The sequence below is a fragment of the Halobacillus halophilus DSM 2266 genome, assembly GCF_000284515.1.
Classification (GTDB): Bacteria; Bacillota; Bacilli; order Bacillales; family Halobacillaceae; genus Halobacillus; species Halobacillus halophilus.
On record NC_017668.1, the window covers coordinates 2,176,689 to 2,193,568 of the forward strand.

15 protein-coding genes are annotated in these 16,880 nt (G+C 39.1%); 1 reads left to right on the forward strand and 14 read right to left on the reverse strand.

Going from position 1 to position 16,880, the window contains the following annotated elements; genetic code table 11:
• Window positions 1-107: 107 nt before the first annotated feature.
• Both HBHAL_RS10655 and msrB read right to left on the reverse strand, forming a co-directional pair.
• Entirely contained in the window at window positions 108-1,121 is a 1,014-nt protein-coding gene (locus tag HBHAL_RS10655) for an ABC transporter substrate-binding protein (protein WP_014643417.1), read from the reverse strand.
• Window positions 1,122-1,294: 173 nt separating this feature from the next.
• Window positions 1,295-1,879, reverse strand: a complete 585-nt coding sequence (gene msrB, locus HBHAL_RS10660) for a peptide-methionine (R)-S-oxide reductase MsrB (protein WP_014643418.1) — start codon at window positions 1,877-1,879, stop codon at window positions 1,295-1,297.
• Between the two features lie 152 nt (window positions 1,880-2,031).
• Here msrB and HBHAL_RS10665 point away from each other — a divergent pair, with 152 nt between their 5' ends.
• The gene (locus HBHAL_RS10665; protein ID WP_014643419.1) at window positions 2,032-2,481 is read left to right on the forward strand and encodes a YusW family protein; all 450 of its coding nucleotides are present in this window, start codon (window positions 2,032-2,034) and stop codon (window positions 2,479-2,481) included.
• Between the two features lie 91 nt (window positions 2,482-2,572).
• Here the strand turns inward: HBHAL_RS10665 and HBHAL_RS10670 are convergent, their stop codons facing one another.
• The 12 genes from HBHAL_RS10670 to HBHAL_RS10720 all read right to left on the reverse strand — a co-directional run bounded on the left by HBHAL_RS10670 (window position 2,573) and on the right by HBHAL_RS10720 (window position 16,863).
• Window positions 2,573-3,442 carry a CvfB family protein gene (locus HBHAL_RS10670; RefSeq protein ID WP_014643420.1) on the reverse strand — a complete coding sequence of 290 codons (870 nt, stop codon included), beginning with the start codon at window positions 3,440-3,442 and terminating at the stop codon, window positions 2,573-2,575.
• A 150-nt stretch (window positions 3,443-3,592) separates the two neighbouring features.
• Window positions 3,593-3,679: a YjcZ family sporulation protein gene (locus HBHAL_RS20880; protein WP_087946078.1), complete on the reverse strand. Its 87-nt coding sequence runs from the start codon at window positions 3,677-3,679 to the stop codon at window positions 3,593-3,595.
• Window positions 3,680-3,751: 72 nt separating this feature from the next.
• On the reverse strand, window positions 3,752-4,762 hold the full coding sequence (locus tag HBHAL_RS10675; RefSeq protein WP_014643422.1) for an LLM class flavin-dependent oxidoreductase: 1,011 nt from the start codon (window positions 4,760-4,762) through the stop codon (window positions 3,752-3,754).
• Window positions 4,763-4,803: 41 nt separating this feature from the next.
• Window positions 4,804-5,184 (reverse strand): helix-turn-helix transcriptional regulator, encoded by a 381-nt coding sequence (locus HBHAL_RS10680; RefSeq protein WP_014643423.1) that lies wholly within the window; start codon window positions 5,182-5,184, stop codon window positions 4,804-4,806.
• A 165-nt stretch (window positions 5,185-5,349) separates the two neighbouring features.
• Window positions 5,350-6,351 carry a zinc-dependent alcohol dehydrogenase family protein gene (locus HBHAL_RS10685; protein ID WP_014643424.1) on the reverse strand — a complete coding sequence of 334 codons (1,002 nt, stop codon included), beginning with the start codon at window positions 6,349-6,351 and terminating at the stop codon, window positions 5,350-5,352.
• A gap of 1,221 nt (window positions 6,352-7,572) precedes the next feature.
• Window positions 7,573-8,367 carry a 3D domain-containing protein gene (locus tag HBHAL_RS10690; protein ID WP_014643425.1) on the reverse strand — a complete coding sequence of 265 codons (795 nt, stop codon included), beginning with the start codon at window positions 8,365-8,367 and terminating at the stop codon, window positions 7,573-7,575.
• Window positions 8,368-8,671: 304 nt separating this feature from the next.
• A complete protein-coding gene (locus HBHAL_RS10695; protein WP_014643426.1) occupies window positions 8,672-10,291 on the reverse strand; it encodes an ABC-F family ATP-binding cassette domain-containing protein in 1,620 nt (539 codons plus the stop codon).
• A gap of 75 nt (window positions 10,292-10,366) precedes the next feature.
• On the reverse strand, window positions 10,367-11,713 hold the full coding sequence (locus tag HBHAL_RS10700) for a DUF2252 domain-containing protein (RefSeq protein WP_014643427.1): 1,347 nt from the start codon (window positions 11,711-11,713) through the stop codon (window positions 10,367-10,369).
• A gap of 96 nt (window positions 11,714-11,809) precedes the next feature.
• Window positions 11,810-12,016, reverse strand: a complete 207-nt coding sequence (locus HBHAL_RS10705) for a cold-shock protein (RefSeq protein ID WP_014643428.1) — start codon at window positions 12,014-12,016, stop codon at window positions 11,810-11,812.
• A 74-nt stretch (window positions 12,017-12,090) separates the two neighbouring features.
• Window positions 12,091-12,291 carry a cold-shock protein gene (locus HBHAL_RS10710; RefSeq protein ID WP_014643429.1) on the reverse strand — a complete coding sequence of 67 codons (201 nt, stop codon included), beginning with the start codon at window positions 12,289-12,291 and terminating at the stop codon, window positions 12,091-12,093.
• Between the two features lie 241 nt (window positions 12,292-12,532).
• The gene (locus HBHAL_RS10715; protein ID WP_014643430.1) at window positions 12,533-13,036 is read right to left on the reverse strand and encodes a superoxide dismutase family protein; all 504 of its coding nucleotides are present in this window, start codon (window positions 13,034-13,036) and stop codon (window positions 12,533-12,535) included.
• 233 nt (window positions 13,037-13,269) lie between these two features.
• A complete protein-coding gene (locus HBHAL_RS10720) occupies window positions 13,270-16,863 on the reverse strand; it encodes a dynamin family protein (protein ID WP_014643431.1) in 3,594 nt (1,197 codons plus the stop codon).
• Window positions 16,864-16,880: the final 17 nt, after the last annotated feature.

Consider the following 16,880-nt stretch of genomic DNA (forward strand, 5'->3'; position numbering starts at 1 on the left):
AAAAACCTCCTCCTCTGTTAGTATAATATAATTATGATAATTGTAGGAAAAAACCTGATTAAATGGAAAGACCACTTCGGCAGTAAAGTGGTCTCTCCTTACGAACATTATTTTTCTAATAGTGCATTGGCTATTTCCTTAGAAAATCTTTCGGCTGATAGTGGTCCTGCAAAAGTTCCCATATCTCCCGGAAGCTTATATGTCAGATTCTTTTCCACAAAATTAAGGTTTGTCCATGCCGGGTTGTCCGCCAGGTTATCAAATATTGGATCGTCATCTTGGACTAAATAGAAGAAATGGGAGTCTTGATAATTCTGTAAAGCTTCAACATTTGTTGAGATAAAACCATAAATCTCTGGTTCGTCGGTTTTAACCGCATTACTTGCATTCATTTTATTTAGAACTCCAGCGATGACCGAATTATTAGTAAATAATCTCATTGTAGGCGTGTTTTGAGATGTAAAAGCCTGAGCAACCACAGCATTCAGGTTTTCAAAACCAGCCTCTTGAATACGTTCTCCCTGTTCTTTAAAAGTTTCTTCCATCTGTTTAATATATTTTTGAGCTTTTTCCTCTTCATTGAATACTTTGGCTATAGTATTAAACTCATTTAATAAATGCTGGTATTGATCCTCTGCACCCTCTTCGGAATATGGAGCGAATAAGGCGGTAGGAGCAATACTTTCCAATTGATCTTTAAAACTTTCATGTCGATATTTAGCTCCAATAATTAAATCGGGATCCAATCGGGAAATCGCTTCAAAATTGGGCTCTGATCTTGTGCCGACGTCTGTTACCGAGTCACTCAGAGGCTCCCCAACATTCACCCATTTATTATAGCCTTCCAGATCAGCTACTCCGACAGGTTCAACACCTAATGGCAATAAGTGCTCCACATATGTCCACTCTAACACGACTACTTTTTTAGGCACGCCCTCTATACTCATTTCACCTACTCCATCTTCAAATGTGATAGAGCCTGTATTACTTTCATCAGTTGATTCAGACTCCGATGAATAAGCGGCTTTTCCCTCTTCTCCATTAGATTGATCGGAATTATCACTGCATGCTGCAAGAATCCCCGAAAATAAGACTAGTCCTAAAATGCTAAGCTTTTTCATAAATTCTGCTCTCCCTTTCTTGTTGAGTAATTCAGTATTTATATGTATTATTGACTATTGATAAAGATTATCATTATCAATAGTGAGTATAGAGAAAAGTAACTAGAAAGTCAATGATAATCATTATCATTGCATCATGAAAAAAGAAGCAGGAATTTCCTGCTTCTTAAAATTTACTGTTCGAATTCATCCAAATATTTTTCGTAGCCACGTTCCGCCATTTCTTCTTTTGGAATGAATTCCAACGCAGCTGAATTCATGCAATATCTTAGTCCTGTTGGCTGAGGACCGTCTTTAAATACATGGCCAAGATGAGAATCTGCTTCCTTACTTCTAACTTCGGTTCGGGAACCAAAAATACCTGGATCTTTTTTAGTTACAATATTCTCTTCCGCAAGCGGTTGAGTAAAACTTGGCCATCCAGTTCCAGATTTGTATTTATCCACGGAACTGAACAAAGGCTCTTTGGAAATGATATCTACATAGATACCCTCGTCGGTGTTATCCCAATATTTATTTTCAAAAGCTCGTTCCGTACCATCTTTTTGCGTAACCTTATATTGAACTGACGTTAACATGTCTTTTAATTCCTTTTTAGAATAAGTGACAGTCTCTCCGTTAAAGTTAGTCACGGTTAGATCACCTTCCTCTTCGTTCTGATGTTTCTCTTGTCCAGATGAGTTTCCACTGACTACAGACACTGTAATGAATGACCCAATTAATACAAACAACATCCCATATAAAACTTTTTTCTTCATGGGCAGATTCTCCTTTTATAGTCTCAGAGAAATGACTATATCTTAATCATAACATGAGCAAACTCTGCAGCTAACTATTGTGCTTGCATATAAATTATGAAAACCGACTTTTTTGGTAATCCTATGGATAATAAAAGAATGGAGTGATTTTATTGAAATTATTAAGTACAAGTTTTATCTTGCTGCTTTTGTTGTTAGCAGGATGTAACAATGCGAACAATCAATCCAGTGAACCATCTCAAAATGAGCCAGCACCAGAAAGTATTTCTTATCAGCAGATTAATGAGTCACGGCCCTTTAACTTTAATAGGTTTGAGCTGGAAGTTGATTATGTAGATCGATTGTCTTATCACATTGACTACGTTAATTTAGAAAACAGAACAGAAGCACGTATTGACGATTTTGATCGGCAGAAAGTTACAGGAGAAGAAGCATTTAACCAGCTTTCCCCCCATTTTAGAGAAATGAGTTTTGATGAGAACACACCAGAAGACGATGTAATTAGCGAAGTGCTAACAGTTCTTGGACTCGAAGCTCCTTATAAGGAATTCAAATTAGAAGTAACCTACCAGGATGGTACCGAAGTAACATATGAGGATTAAGTATTAAAACCGCCAACTGTTATTACAGATGGCGGTTTTAATAGTATGGATGGTTTATTTTTTATTTAGTGTTCGGAGTTGCTACTAAGTATTAATCAGAACTATTAAGTAATTTAGTGGCTCCATTTTTCTGCTCCACTTGATTTTCCTTCATTAATTTGCCTACAGCTCTTTTAAAAGCTGACTTACTAATTTGAAAAGTATCACGTATCTTCTCAGGATCGCTGCTATCATCTAAATAGACGATCCCATCGTTTTCCTTCAAGTAATCAAGAATGACATCTGCATCTTCTTTTCTACTTTCTTTCTTAACTGGACGTAAAGATAAGTTAATTGATCCATCATCTTTTACATCAATTACCCTTGCGACTACAGTTTCTCCTAATCTTGGTTCCTCTTTTCGTTCATTGGGATGGATAAATCCTCTATACCCTTCTTCTGTTAATACCGAGGAGCCAGCTTTTGTTGAGCGGTACACTCTTCCTTGAGTCTCGGTATTTAAAATAGAAGCGGGAGCCGGCTTTAAATCATCCCAAACTTCCTGCTCTGTAATAGGTTCAGCCAGAAGACGCCCTTTTTTATCTAATTCTAAGCTGACAAATAAAAAGTCGCCTTTCACCGGCCAGACTGATTTTAGCAATGGAAGGTCATCTGTTGAAACTAAAATCTCTTTATCCTCTAATCCTATATTCACGAATACACCCATGTTCGTCACCACTTCTTCTACTTCGGCCCATCCATAGGAGTGGCGGGTTACTTCAGGAATAGTCATGCTTGCAACAGCCTGTCCTTTTTTATTTGTGTATAGAAATACCTTTATAGACTGATCTAAATCAATCTCCTCATGTACTGCTTCATCTGGCAGCAATATTTCTGTGTCGTTGTATTTTAAAATAAATCCATTAGTTATTTTCTTTGATACTTTACAACTCTGTATCGTTCCAATCAGGGAATGATCCATGGATATTGTTCGCTCCTTTGTAACGTAATGTAACCCATTATAGCCTAGATGAAAAATTTTTAAAACAAAGATCTTGAGAACTTAAGTTTATTCAGTCTAGTCGATTAGAAATCCATAGAAAAAGTGTGGCGTCTGCCACACTTTCCACTATTAATACAACCATGCAGCTCCTACGATAATAAGGAGAATAAACAACACAACGATTAGCGCGAAGCCCCCACCATATCCTCTACTCACATTAATTCCCCCTTTCACTACTTATATATGCAGGAGCTTGAAAGGTGGTATGGGTGAATGGAGGAGTTTTTCTCAGTTAGGGTTTGCCCTGTTTGCAAATTCATTAGCAATCAATTGGTAAGAGTGTTTCTTTTTTTTAAAATCAAAAATGTTAGTAATCATTAAAAATTCGTTAATACGATACTCATCAGCAAGACTTTCTAATTGATCTACTACTTGTACAGGATTACCAATGATACATCTTCTTCGATTCTTGCGTATTTTATCCTTTTCGATTTCTGTCAAAGTTTCTTGACTAACTTCGTCCTGAGGAGGAATTCTAGTCTCCAGACCTTTTTCAACTTGTAAGAGCCACATATCCTGACTTTTAGCCATCTCTTCTGCTTCTTCTTCTGTATTTGCACATACAACAAACACACAAGCATTTACTTCGGGTTGACGGCGAGCTAAGGAAGGCTTGAACTTTTCACGGTAGGTCTGCAATGTGTCGGCGGCATGATCAGGATTAATAAAATGACCAAAAGTAAAACCTGTTCCATGCATAGCTGCATGTTTTGCTCCACGTTCCGTTAAACCTAATACCCATATTTCCGGCTGGTATAGACTATCTGGACGTGCCGTAACACCAAAATAGGGATCTCCCTTTTCCATAGACTGAAATAAAAACTTTTGAAGTTCTTTTACCTGCCGCGAAAAGGAACTCAACGGCTTTTCAATACCATCTGTAAGAGCTAATCTGGTTTTCTTGCCCCCGCCCGGTGAACGGCCCAAACCTAAATCAATTCTTCCGGGATGAAAATTTTCAAGCATTCTAAAATTCTCCGCTACTTTCAAGGGGCTATACTGAGGGAGTAAGACGCCTCCAGATCCCACACGAATAGTGTTAGTAGCTTGAGCGATTTGACCGATTAGAATCTCAGGAGAAGAACTCGCCAGACCATTCGTGCTATGGTGCTCAGCAACCCAGTAGCGATAGTAGCCCAAATTCTCTGTAAACTTTGCAAGTTCAATCGAATGGTGAAGGGCTTCATTTGCAGTTTCCCCTTTAGAAATAGGACTCTGATCTAAAACACTGAGCTTCATGATGATCTTCCTTTCAAATAAACCGGCAGTTACGTAAAATTTTACTTATATACATCTTTCATGATTTGCTGTAAGATTTGTAACTGTTCCTCAAATAAGATTTTGTACCTCTTCTTTAATACATCAAATTCTTCTTTTCCTTTATCAGTCAGGTAATACCAGTACACTTTTTGTCTTTTCTTATCATGAGATTTATAATCTTCCCGTCTGTATAGGAGCCCTTCTTCTGTCATGTCGTGAAGAGTATCCAGTAACGTAGAAGGTGCAGGTATCCAGTTCTTTGTTAATTGTTTAAACTCTGTTTTAAAATGTTCACTAATCATTGGTTGATGGATTTGAAGTAAATGCATAATATAAAACTTTGTAAATTGAGCGGCACTCATGTTTAAAGCGAATCGCTTGGGATTATTTTTATGAGACATCCTTATCCACTCCTTAAGTATAAGCTTCTACCTCTATTTTACAATAAAGAGTGGACAGTTTGTCTACTTTTACGCACATTCGTTCGGTTATTTTTGTTTTGTTGTTTATAAGTTCGGAGTTGCTACTAAGTTTTAAGAGAGAATGAGTTAAATCCGCGAACCCGTTTAATCTAAATTAAATGAAATTCCGATTTTTCCAAAGTTTTTCGTATCTCTTAAGTATTCAAAAGCGTTTTTGTAATTTTCTAATGAAAATACACGATCGAGCTGAGGTTTTATGTTGTGTTTTTCAATAAATTGAAGCATCTCTTTTAGCTCTTCTGCGCTGCCCATCGTAGAGCCAAGCAAGTTGTACTGTCCATAGAAAAACTTTCGAATATCTAGTTGAATTTGATCTTCTGTCGTAGCCCCGAAGGTTACTACGGTTCCTCCTTTTCGTATTATATTTAGTGATTTATCGAATGTAGCCTTGCCGATACTTTCAATTAATAAATCGATAGACTCATTATGAAGTGCTTCATTCCAGTCGTCTTCTGTATGAATGGCTCGATCTGCTCCTAATGTTAAAGCCTGTTGAAGTTTATCTTCAGAACGAGATGTAACGATAACCCTGGCTCCAATAGCTTTCGCGTATTTCAAGGCAAATGTAAGTACACCGCTGCCGATTCCAGGAAGCATAACGGTTTGATCTTTCTGCAAATTGCCTCGAGTGAATAGAGCTCGATAAGCAGTTAAAGCAGCAAGAGATAATACTCCAGCTTCTTCAAAGCTTAAATGTGAAGGTTTAGCCTCGAAGTGATTCTCATCACTGGTATAGAACTGCGCAAACGTTCCGTGATCAGGAAGGCCTACGATTTCAAATCCTTCCGGAGGTGCCGAACTGTTTTTCTGCCAGCCCAATCCTGGGTTAACTAAAACTTCATCACCGATTTGAAATCTGCTTACTTTTTCCCCGACTTCTATAACTGTACCTGCGGCATCGGAGCCTGGAATTAACGCAGGGTCTTCCGGCTGGTGTCGTTTAGTAATGACAGCCAAATCACGCCTGTTCAACCCGGCTGTATGTACCTTTACTTTCACTTCCTTTTCCCCAAGCATAGGCTCTTCCATTTCTTTTACTGTTAACCCTTCGACTCCAACTTTTTGTTCATGTACAATTGCTTTCATTTTCAGCACTCCTTCCAATGGATGATTCTTAACAAGTCTATCAATTAAGTACGGAACTATCCACCACTTACCATTGTTGAGGCTACTTGAAGAGGGTTTTTATGCTCGTTACTTTCAAAGAAGAGCATATCGCTCTCCGTGTATATCCTTTCTTTTCCTTTAGGCTCTTTTAAAGTTTATTGTTAATTTTCCATAAAAGGCTTATTACACAATAGGGCCGGATTGTGGAAGACTCAGTTTCGAGATATTTTGTAGAGAAAGGGGCTCCAGGGAACGACTCGCTTTCCGCGGGCATGTGGTGAGCTTCCTCAGGCTTTGCCTTCCGGGATCTCACCGATCATGTTCATCCCGCAGGAGTCTTCGCCGTTCCCTTCCGCCCCTTTGCGATCATTGAGAGCTCGAAGTTCTCTGCATACACACCTTCCAATGAACAAGGATCATCTATAATCTACCTTGATTTTTACTGTTTTGTTTACGTGTAGGAACCCTGTTATAGAAGCATTTGAGGCAGATACAGCTTGGCTCCTGTCTTCTATAGCAGGGTCCGTTCACTATATCGTTGGGGTGGCGGAGGAAACGACGAGACTCCCGCGGGAGAAGGAGCTAGGCGAGACCCCACAAGGAGTGTTAACGACTGAGGAGGCTTCTGGTAAAAGGAGGATCGACTAAAGTCGCCACGTCCTGTGGCAACGTCGATCGACCCTACGTCTTGTAGGGCCGCAGGAAAGCGAGTTGTTTCCGTAGCCGCCCCATCCTTTTTTGGCATTGGACCCGAGTTATCTCGAAACTGAGTCTTCAACAAACGGGAGCTTTACCTTAAAATCAACACGGAAGTTTAACAGAACCTTCCTTTAAAAAAGTGAAAGAAACAATTCCAATCTATAATGTCGTGAGGTCGAATACTGTAATTTCTATCCAAGAGCTGGTTTACCTTTTTTTCTTATGTATTGACCTTAAGATGAGCAAGCTTGCACAGCCTTTAAAAACCTCTCTTTTATAAGAAAGATTTTGTTAAGACCTGATGAATCTTTTAAATAATTGACGATGTGCAACAAAGGTAGCCCGTTGTGAACACCACTGTTATTCCTGTATGCTTTCTCCTTTTACCTTACCTGTAAGCTAAATGACGCTACATAAATATATAAAAGCCCATCTCTGTAATAAACAGAAATGGGCTTATTTATAGAATAATAGCAATTTCAAAGGGGGAGAATGCTGGTATTATTCACTTAGGACTTTAACTTGCACAGACTGTCTGCCGAAATCAAGAGCATCTTCGCGCTCTGGAATAAAGACATCAATACGGTTACCATTGATAGCTCCGCCTGTATCTGCTGCAATAGCTTCACCGTAGCCTTCTACATATACTTTAGATCCTAGTGGAATGACATCAGGATCCACAGCAATAACTTTTTGATCAGGATTTGCACGAAGGTCCACACCTGTAGCAGTAACACCACTGCAGCCAGTACAGAACGCGGTGTAAGCTGTAGCTTCTGCTGTAAATTCTTTCACTACATCACTGCTTGAATCACTAGATTCTTCTGATTTAGATTCAGAAGCTGATTCATTACTTGATGAATCATCGTTGTTGGATGAACTGGCTGAAACTTCAGGTTCAGAAGAAGCTTGTCCATTCACTTTAAACTTATCTCCAGGGTGGATTAGAGTAGAATCAAGATTGTTCCAATCCATCAGATCATCTACGCTAATTCCATATTTGTTAGAGATTTTATATAGAGTATCACCGGACTTAACCGTATAAGTGGCGTCGTTACTGCTTTTTTCAGAAGAAGAACTTGTCTCTTTTGATACCGTAAGCTGCTGGTTAGGGTAAATTATATTTGAATTCAAGTCGTTCCAAGATTTCAGTTGATTTACAGATACATCATATTTTTTTGAAATGCCCCAAAGCGTGTCACCTTTATCAATCGTATATTCTTCAGCACTCACAGAAGTTGCGAATGCACCTGTTAATGCTACCGTAGCTGCTACTGAGAAAATTTTCTTTTTCATGTAGTTAATGCCTCCTCTAATTAATTCCAAAAATCACGAAGTGTTTATTTCACTAACTACAAGACTATCAGAATTTCTTTATATTTTAAGAACAAACACCTAACAGTTTGATTTCAAAGGTAACATCCATGTTTCATAGAGATTACAAACCTCTGCATTAAAAATGTATACCAGTGAAATTATGACAAATTCAGCTTTTTCTAATGAGTGGCAAGAGAACTTTTCTATTTGTCCACAAATTTATGGTATAGTTATAAACCCTCTCTTATCAAAAAAAAGCCTGCCCTCATGGGCAGGCTTCTTACTATTCAGCTAATGCTGCTACTTGCTTTTGGACCTCTGGATCATTTAAATACTCATCATAACTCATTTCTTTATCCACGATACCATTTGAAGTAATTTCAATAATTCGATTCGCAATCGTCTGGATAAACTCATGGTCATGGGAAGCAAAGATGACCGATCCCTTAAAGCGAATCAACCCTTTGTTCAGAGATGTAATGGATTCCAGGTCTAAGTGGTTGGTAGGTTCATCTAATAGTAACACGTTGGCTTTAGAGAGCATCATCTTAGAGAGCATGCAGCGAACCTTCTCTCCACCGGAAAGCACATTAGCTTTCTTCAAAGCTTCTTCTCCGGAGAACAGCATACGTCCAAGGAAACTTCTTAAGAACGTTTCTGTTTCATCTTCAGGAGAATATTGACGAAGCCATTCCACCAGGTTCAAGTCAGAGCGTTCAAAGAACTTCGAGTTATCTTTAGGGAAGTAACTCTGGGAAGTAGTGACTCCCCACTTATACGTTCCTTCGTCAGGCTCTATTTCACCCATAAGAATTTGAAAGAGAGTAGTCTTTGCGGTTTCATTAGCTCCGACTAATGCCACTTTATCATCTTTATTAAGTGTAAAGCTGATATTATCCAACACTTTGACACCATCAATCGTCTTAGATAAGTTCTTTACTGTTAATAAATCGTTCCCTATTTCTCGTTCAGCCGTAAAAGCGATGTACGGATACTTACGAGAAGAAGGCTGAATGTCATCAAGTGTAATCTTTTCTAATAATTTTTTACGTGACGTTGCCTGCTTAGATTTCGAGGCATTGGCACTAAACCTGGCGATAAATTCCTTCAAGTCATTAATTTTTTCTTCTTTTTTCTTATTTTGTTCCTCAGCCATTCTTGAGGCCAACTGACTTGATTCATACCAGAAGTCGTAGTTACCTACATAAACTTGGATTTTACCATAATCAAGGTCAGCAATATGAGTACATACATTATTTAAGAAGTGGCGGTCGTGAGATACTACGATGACTGTATTTTCAAAATCAATCAAGAAGTCCTCTAACCACTGAATCGCTTTAATATCTAAGTGGTTGGTAGGCTCATCCAGTAAAAGAACATCCGGATTTCCAAATAGGGCTTGCGCAAGCAGGACCTTTACTTTATCCGATGCAGCTAAATCCCTCATCTGTTTTTCATGAAGGTTTTCTTTAATACCAAGTCCTGTCAATAGACGAGCTGCATCAGATTCAGCTTCCCATCCATTCATCTCGGCAAATTCACCTTCAAGTTCAGCCGCTCGCATACCGTCCTCTTCAGTGAAATCACCTTTCATATAAATGGCATCTTTTTCTTTCATTACTTCGTACAAACGGGTATTCCCCATGATCACGGTTTCCAGAACCTGATACTCATCATACTCAAAGTGGTTTTGCTTTAAAACAGAGAGACGCTGGTTGTTCTTTAAAGAAACTTCGCCAGTCTGTGGTTCGAGCTCTCCACTTAGAATTTTCAAGAAGGTTGACTTTCCTGCGCCATTGGCGCCAATTAATCCGTAACAGTTTCCAGGGGTGAACTTTATATTTACGTCTTCAAATAACTTTTGATCGCCGAAACGAAGACTAACATTATTTACATTTAACATAAAAAATCCTCCAGTATTCGAATGTATAACATTAAGACATTATATCATTCATCCGAAAGATATAACAGGTCTCACTTATGATTTAAAATAATCTTGTTCAATCAGCCATTCTTTAAATAGCTCAAAATCATTCTCCACAGTTTCTTTATAATGTCTGGACCACAAACTTAATTGATGGCGAAACAATTTCTGATTAGAGCCTATCGCTTTAAGGATGGCCTTTTCGCTATGGTAATCCATAATCCCATTCTCGATATCTGCATCTGCGCGTGCGTGGATTTTCGCACTAATTTGAGCCATGGTTTTGATCGTCTGTGAAAATTTCTTATAGTCATCCAGATTCTTTTCTCTTAAGTCCTTTGAGAAAGGTGACCTTTCACGCACATAGAAATCATGTCCATCCATTCGGAAGTACCCTAAATATGGGTCTGCCTGATGGTGCATGGCGTGCTGGGTGTGTGCGACTCTTCTTCCCTGATGTTTGTTATCTTCCCAAAATTGTTCATCATAAGGGAAGAAATAAGCTGGAATCGGAGAACGTGCCTCTTTGGCTTCTAAAATAATATCATCGTGGTGTACTTCATCCTCTTGTCCTTCTATCAGGATGTAATATCGCTTAAGACCTGTCGATCCAATACCTGAACCGTTTTTCTTTACAACATCTTTAATATTGTAGAATGAATCATACTTTTTCGTTTCTGGATTTAAAGATGACAGATACTCTTTCCACGCGGATTCAAGTTTGTCCCTTTCCTGTTTTGAGACGGATGAAAGTTTATCTTTTCCAATATCAAATGAGCGGATGGAGTTATGATCGACTACCGTTTGTTTATCAAGCTCATGAGAAGCATGTCTTTCTTCAATTTTTTTCAGAGTTTTTTTAATTGGACCTTTCGTATTATCGGAAGTAAATTGAAGATATTGCGGGTCTTCGTCTCCTTCTTGAAAGGCTTTTAGCTGCTTACGATACGTTTTTAAATATTGATCAACAAGTTCATCTTCTTCTTTATCTGAAAATCCTTGTTTTTCAGACATAAGACGGATGCTGACAACCATTCGGAGAATATCGTATAAATAAGAACCTAAATAACCTTCGTCAAAATCATCAACATCGAAAACAATGTCATGGTTTTCATTTAGGAAGGCACTAAAGTTGTCAAAGTGCATGTCTCCCATAATCCAAGTGGGTTTATCTTTTGGAGTGTGAAAAGTAAAGGGGAATTCAGTAACATCAAAGAAGAATAAATAAGCACTGCCTCTAAAAAAGCTGTAGGAATCTTCTCTCATTTTCTGATATTTCTTCTTGCGGCTGGACTGGGATAACTTCATAATACTTCCGTCGAATTGCTCAAGTATCGTGCCGAGTGTGTTTTTTCTGAGTTTTTTCTTAGTTGATAATATATGTTCCATCTTCGGATCCATATAGCACCCCTCCCATAATTAATTGTTGTCTTTTCCCGCTTCACGCTTCATTATAAACAAAAAAGCGGCCGCTCGAAAGGCGGCCGCTTCGCTATCTTAATTTTTATAATACAAACTATTGTTCTCCACTACTTGCAGGACTTTATTTTCCTGTTTCATCGGATTGCCGCATTTAGGGCAAAGATTTTCTTCATTTGTTCTGAAGTTATCCCTCATCCAACAGTTACAGTCGTCAGATGTGCAAACCCAAATTTTAGTTTCTTCTTCTTTAATTTCTGCCTGATTCTTTTTACCGAAAGCCATGTTTGAAGCCTCCTCTAGACATAAATTATGTAAAAGAGACTGACTCTGAAGCCAGTCTCTTTCTATTTTTTAAATTATAATTTAGTTACGTTTGCAGCTTGTGGTCCGCGGTTACCTTCTGTGATTTCGAATTCCACAGATTGACCTTCTTCTAGAGACTTAAAGCCTTCTTCGTTGATCGCGCTGAAGTGTACGAATACATCGTCTTCTCCTTCAACCTCAATAAAACCAAAACCTTTTTCCGCGTTAAACCACTTCACTGTACCTGTTTTCATAGGAATGGATCCTCCAATATTTCTAAAATTAATATGTGCTTACCATACTGAAAAAATCACATATTATAAAAAGTACCAATAATGCTTGATCACTCTTTATAATAGGTGATTCTTATTAATTGGTAAGCGATATTTCTTATATAGAATATAATACTATGACTCACCGGTTAAGTCAAGTAGTGCTTCTTAACATCCTATACAGTTAAGTATATCCATTTCTGATAAGATTTATTCCTCTTTTTCACGATTTTTCTATGATGCCACAGGCAATCCTCTTTCCGGCCTTCCCGCTAGGCTGAGACCGATAGTCATCGGGCTGTTGATGGATGATGACCGATTTTCCAATAATATCTTTAACCCGAAACCGGTCTGTAAAGAAAATCATCCGAGCTCTCCCCTGATTAGAAAACAACACCGGGAAGTCACCTGCATGATTTCCATGTGGTTGCTGATCCGGGTTCCAATGTCCTCCGGCCGAAGCAAAAGGATCTTTTCCTTCTCCTAATTCACAAATTCCTTTTTCATGAATGTGAAATCCATGAGGCCCCACCTGTGTTCCATCCTTTAAGATCTGAAATTCAGGCAGGCCTTCAACTTGAACAAAAACCTCTACCCCATATGGCATTTCGTAAAAATACATGGCCCCTTTTAAATCAGGAGCCAGCGGACTACTCCTAAAAGTTACCTTGGCTGTCTGGGAAGTATAAGCTGACCTGTAAGGTGAGTAGGAATAATACGGATACATACTGTTCTACCTCCTTTGTCCTTATAAATATGATTAAACTAAAGACTTCATGATCGTAAATTCATTTCATCGCAGAGGGAATTTTTATGATCATCATACAAACAGGGCCTGAAATAAGTTCAGACCCTTTACAGAGATGTGATTTTCAAAGATTCGCTGTGTAAGAAGGAGGAAGAAGTCCTTACACGTAGATATCTTTTCACTTGATCTAGCTTATGAACACAATGCTCAGGTTAGACCAGTTTATTTATCTGTTCAAACTTTTTCTCTAGAGGACCAATATCGGGCGGGTTCTCTACACTATGAATCAGGCTATTGAAGGAAGCATCAATTTGATGGCGCCATTCATGTACATGATCTTCCAGGAGGTATTGCCATTGCTGCTCATAATAGTCTTTCATAATTTTATTTGCTTCATCTAGCTGATTTTTTAAGATGGGAGAGATGAGGTCAGCGAATTCATCTTTCATCTCCTCTTTTTCATTAAGCTCAAAAAAAGCACGTGGACTTTTAAACTTTTTCAATATAGATGAGGATTGACGCTCATCGATCACAAGCTCTCCATGGAATGCAGGTAAAGGAATCGATGGCCATTCCCGGCGTTCCAGTCTAAGGTGTTTTCTTACTTTTTTTAACTCGCCTTCAGATTCCTGTTGTATTTGGTCAATCAAACCTTCAAGAAGACGCTCAATTCTAACACCTACCGCTTTGAACTCCTGATTCATCTCAAATTCTATTTCCTGAACCAATTCATCACGTGCTTCTCTAAGTTGATCCTGAATAGTTTGATCTTTCCCATTAATGGTGGCCGGATTAAAATGACGCTTAAAATAATCCGTGAAATTCAGCATCATTCGGTGATGCACATAATAGATCTGTTTGTCTATTTTATTCTTCAGTGATTCTTTTTCTTTCATGCGGTCGAAGTCTTTTATTACATCAAGAGCTTCCTCATGTTGAGCTTTTGCTTTTTTCAAGAACTGTTTCCGCTCTTTTTCGTTGAGTTGATTATTCTCAATAAACGTAGCAAGTGTCTCTTTCAATTCATTTAAGTTCCGCTCCATAGACTGAGTTAAAACCTCAGCGAGCTCCCCATGCAGAAACTGATTAAACTGAGCTTCAAACGCGTTAATACCGGATGACTGGCCTCGCTCCCCCTGTTTTTCTCGTAACCCTATTAGACTGGATAGTGAAAAAAGACGTGGCTTTCGAATATCGAATCGCCCCAGCTGATCGGCTACATATTTTTCTACATGCTTTACTTCCTCTTCTGAAGAGGCCAGATCTACCGCATTTATAATAAAGAACATCTTATCCATAGCGAAACTATCTTTGACGCGTCCTAATTGCGTAAGGAAAGATTCATCGGCTTTGGAGAATGGGTGGTTATAGTATGTGACAAACAGGACAGCATCCGCATCCTTGATATATTCAAACGATACATCGGTGTGTCTGGCATTCACTGAATCCGCTCCTGGCGTATCCACCAGCGTAATTCCTGCCTCCGTGAAAGGGCAATCATAAAAGATTTCCACAGATTCGATGAAACACGATTTAGACTCTTCAGCTACGTACATAGAAAATTCATTCCACGGAATAGAAATGGACTGACCTAAATGTTCTTTCATCGAGTTATATCCATTTAAAAAAGCCTCTAAAAATGAAGTGGATCTGTGATCCAGACGGCTCAGGTCCTTTACACTCTCCAATTGTGTTACGTAACCGGAAAGAGTATCACTTCGCAATTCCAACTTTGTAAAAATCGGTTCTAAATCATCTAAAAGTTCTTCTTCTTTCTTTACAATCGCCTGAATCGAACCATGAGGGTTTTCATCACTGGAAGGCGATATTTTATTGATGGTCGCCGTGGTGGGGTTCGGAGAGGCTGGTAACAGAGTATCTCCAAGAAGAGCATTAGCGAAGGATGATTTCCCTGCACTAAAGGCGCCAAATAACGCTACCGTATAGTGTCGGTTACGCAATCGGTCCTGCTTATCCCGAAGCTGATGAACTAACCCGTCAATGCCTTCAACATCCTCTACAATCGATAGTGCCTTCGTTACTCTTTGCAGTGTGGAATCGATAGAAGCTTGGCCCTCTGTGAGGGAGGGCTCCGGACTCAGATCTTCGTCAAAGTTACGTTCTACAGTCTGTTCCAACAACTCACTTGTAATCTGTTTATGCTGAACGCGCTTTTCGCGCTCCTCCAGGTCGTTCTTAATCAAATCCTTAACCATGGAAGAAAGCGTCTCATTTTCAAGGCTCTGGTACAAATTCTTTCGGTAGGAAGCAAGATCTTCCTCCATCTGTTCCAGTTCTTCCACAATCTGATCTTTTTCTTCCATAGCCTGGAAAACCGACTTGTTTTTTTCGTACTCCTTTTTCTTTTCATTTCTTATGTGCTTTTCGATTTGATTCCACCACTGATTCACGAACTGACGCATCTCTTTCTTGATATCATTGGACAACTGATCCGTATACCGAAGAATATAGTGACCGGTGACAGAAGCACCTGGTTCTATCATATCCTGCAGTTTAGCCTTCTCATATATGAAGTTAAATCGCTGGATTTCATTCAGAAGCTCTTCATCAGTTATCGAAAGCTCTTCCGTAACTTCCAAAAGACGTTCTTTAAGCGGCCACTTTAAATTTTTTTCAATGCTCTCGAGGACCTGATCATAAAAAGCGGATTCTCTTTCCTCTTTAACTTCTTCCGTCTTTTTCTTGGTGAATAATACCCCTACTTTAAAGCCTCTCTGTCTGGATTCAAGAAATTTTTCTGCTTCGTCCCGTAATGAACTCGGCATGAGGTAAGCGTTCGGAATGAATGAAGATACACGCCGTTTAAAAAGATCCGCAGCTTCTGAAATGACTTGTTCTGTATCTCTTCGATCTTCCTGGGTAAGATGGCTCTCACTCATACCTTTATCTAAGTGCTCTTTACGATCTTTTAACTCCTGTTCCCGCTGAAAAAATCCATCCGATCGATTATGTACGCTTTCCTCAATAATGGTTTCTGCAGCCTTGACAGCCTGCTCCTGCACACGAGCATAAGAAGAGGAATACAACTGGGTAAACGCTGCTTTTAATGCTTCATACTCATTCTTATCATAAGAAAAGTCCCTTAGAGAGATATAATATATGGCCTCAGGCTCAATTCCCCGACTAGAGAACGAGTGTTCGACACTCTGTTTAAAGTCTTCAAATGACAGTTCTGCTTCGTTGTGTTTATCAATTTGATTAATGACTACAGAGAATGGTGTCCCGCGTTCTTGCATCTCCATTAAAAACTTAACATTGACTTCGGATTGAACATGGTTATAATCCATCACATAATACAGAACATCCATCAGATGAAGAGAGGATTCTGTAATTAAACGGTCCGCATCATTTGTCGAATCTACTCCAGGAGTATCCAATACGGTAACATGTTCAGGCAGGCCGCAGTCAGGACGGCTGATCACTACTCTTGATATATCATTGCCATTCTTACACAAGGCCTGTATCGTTTCAAAATCCGTTTCCCCTTCATACTTTTCCGGAAGATCATGATGGAAGTAAGTCATCGTATAAGGTTCGCCAGCTGTGATTTCCACAATATTGGCGCTGGTTGGTATAGGGCTTGAAGGCAGCATTTGTTTATCCAGCAAATGATTAATTAACGTGGATTTACCAGCGGAAAAGTGCCCTCCAAACCCGACCATTACTTTTTCATGAATTAATTTATCAATTACATCCAGAACCTTCTCACTCTGAGCAGGATCTTCCGTTTTTAAGTATTGATAGAGATTCTGTAATTGTGCTACGGTCTCTCTCGTTGCTGTCATGCCATTTTCCCCTTTTT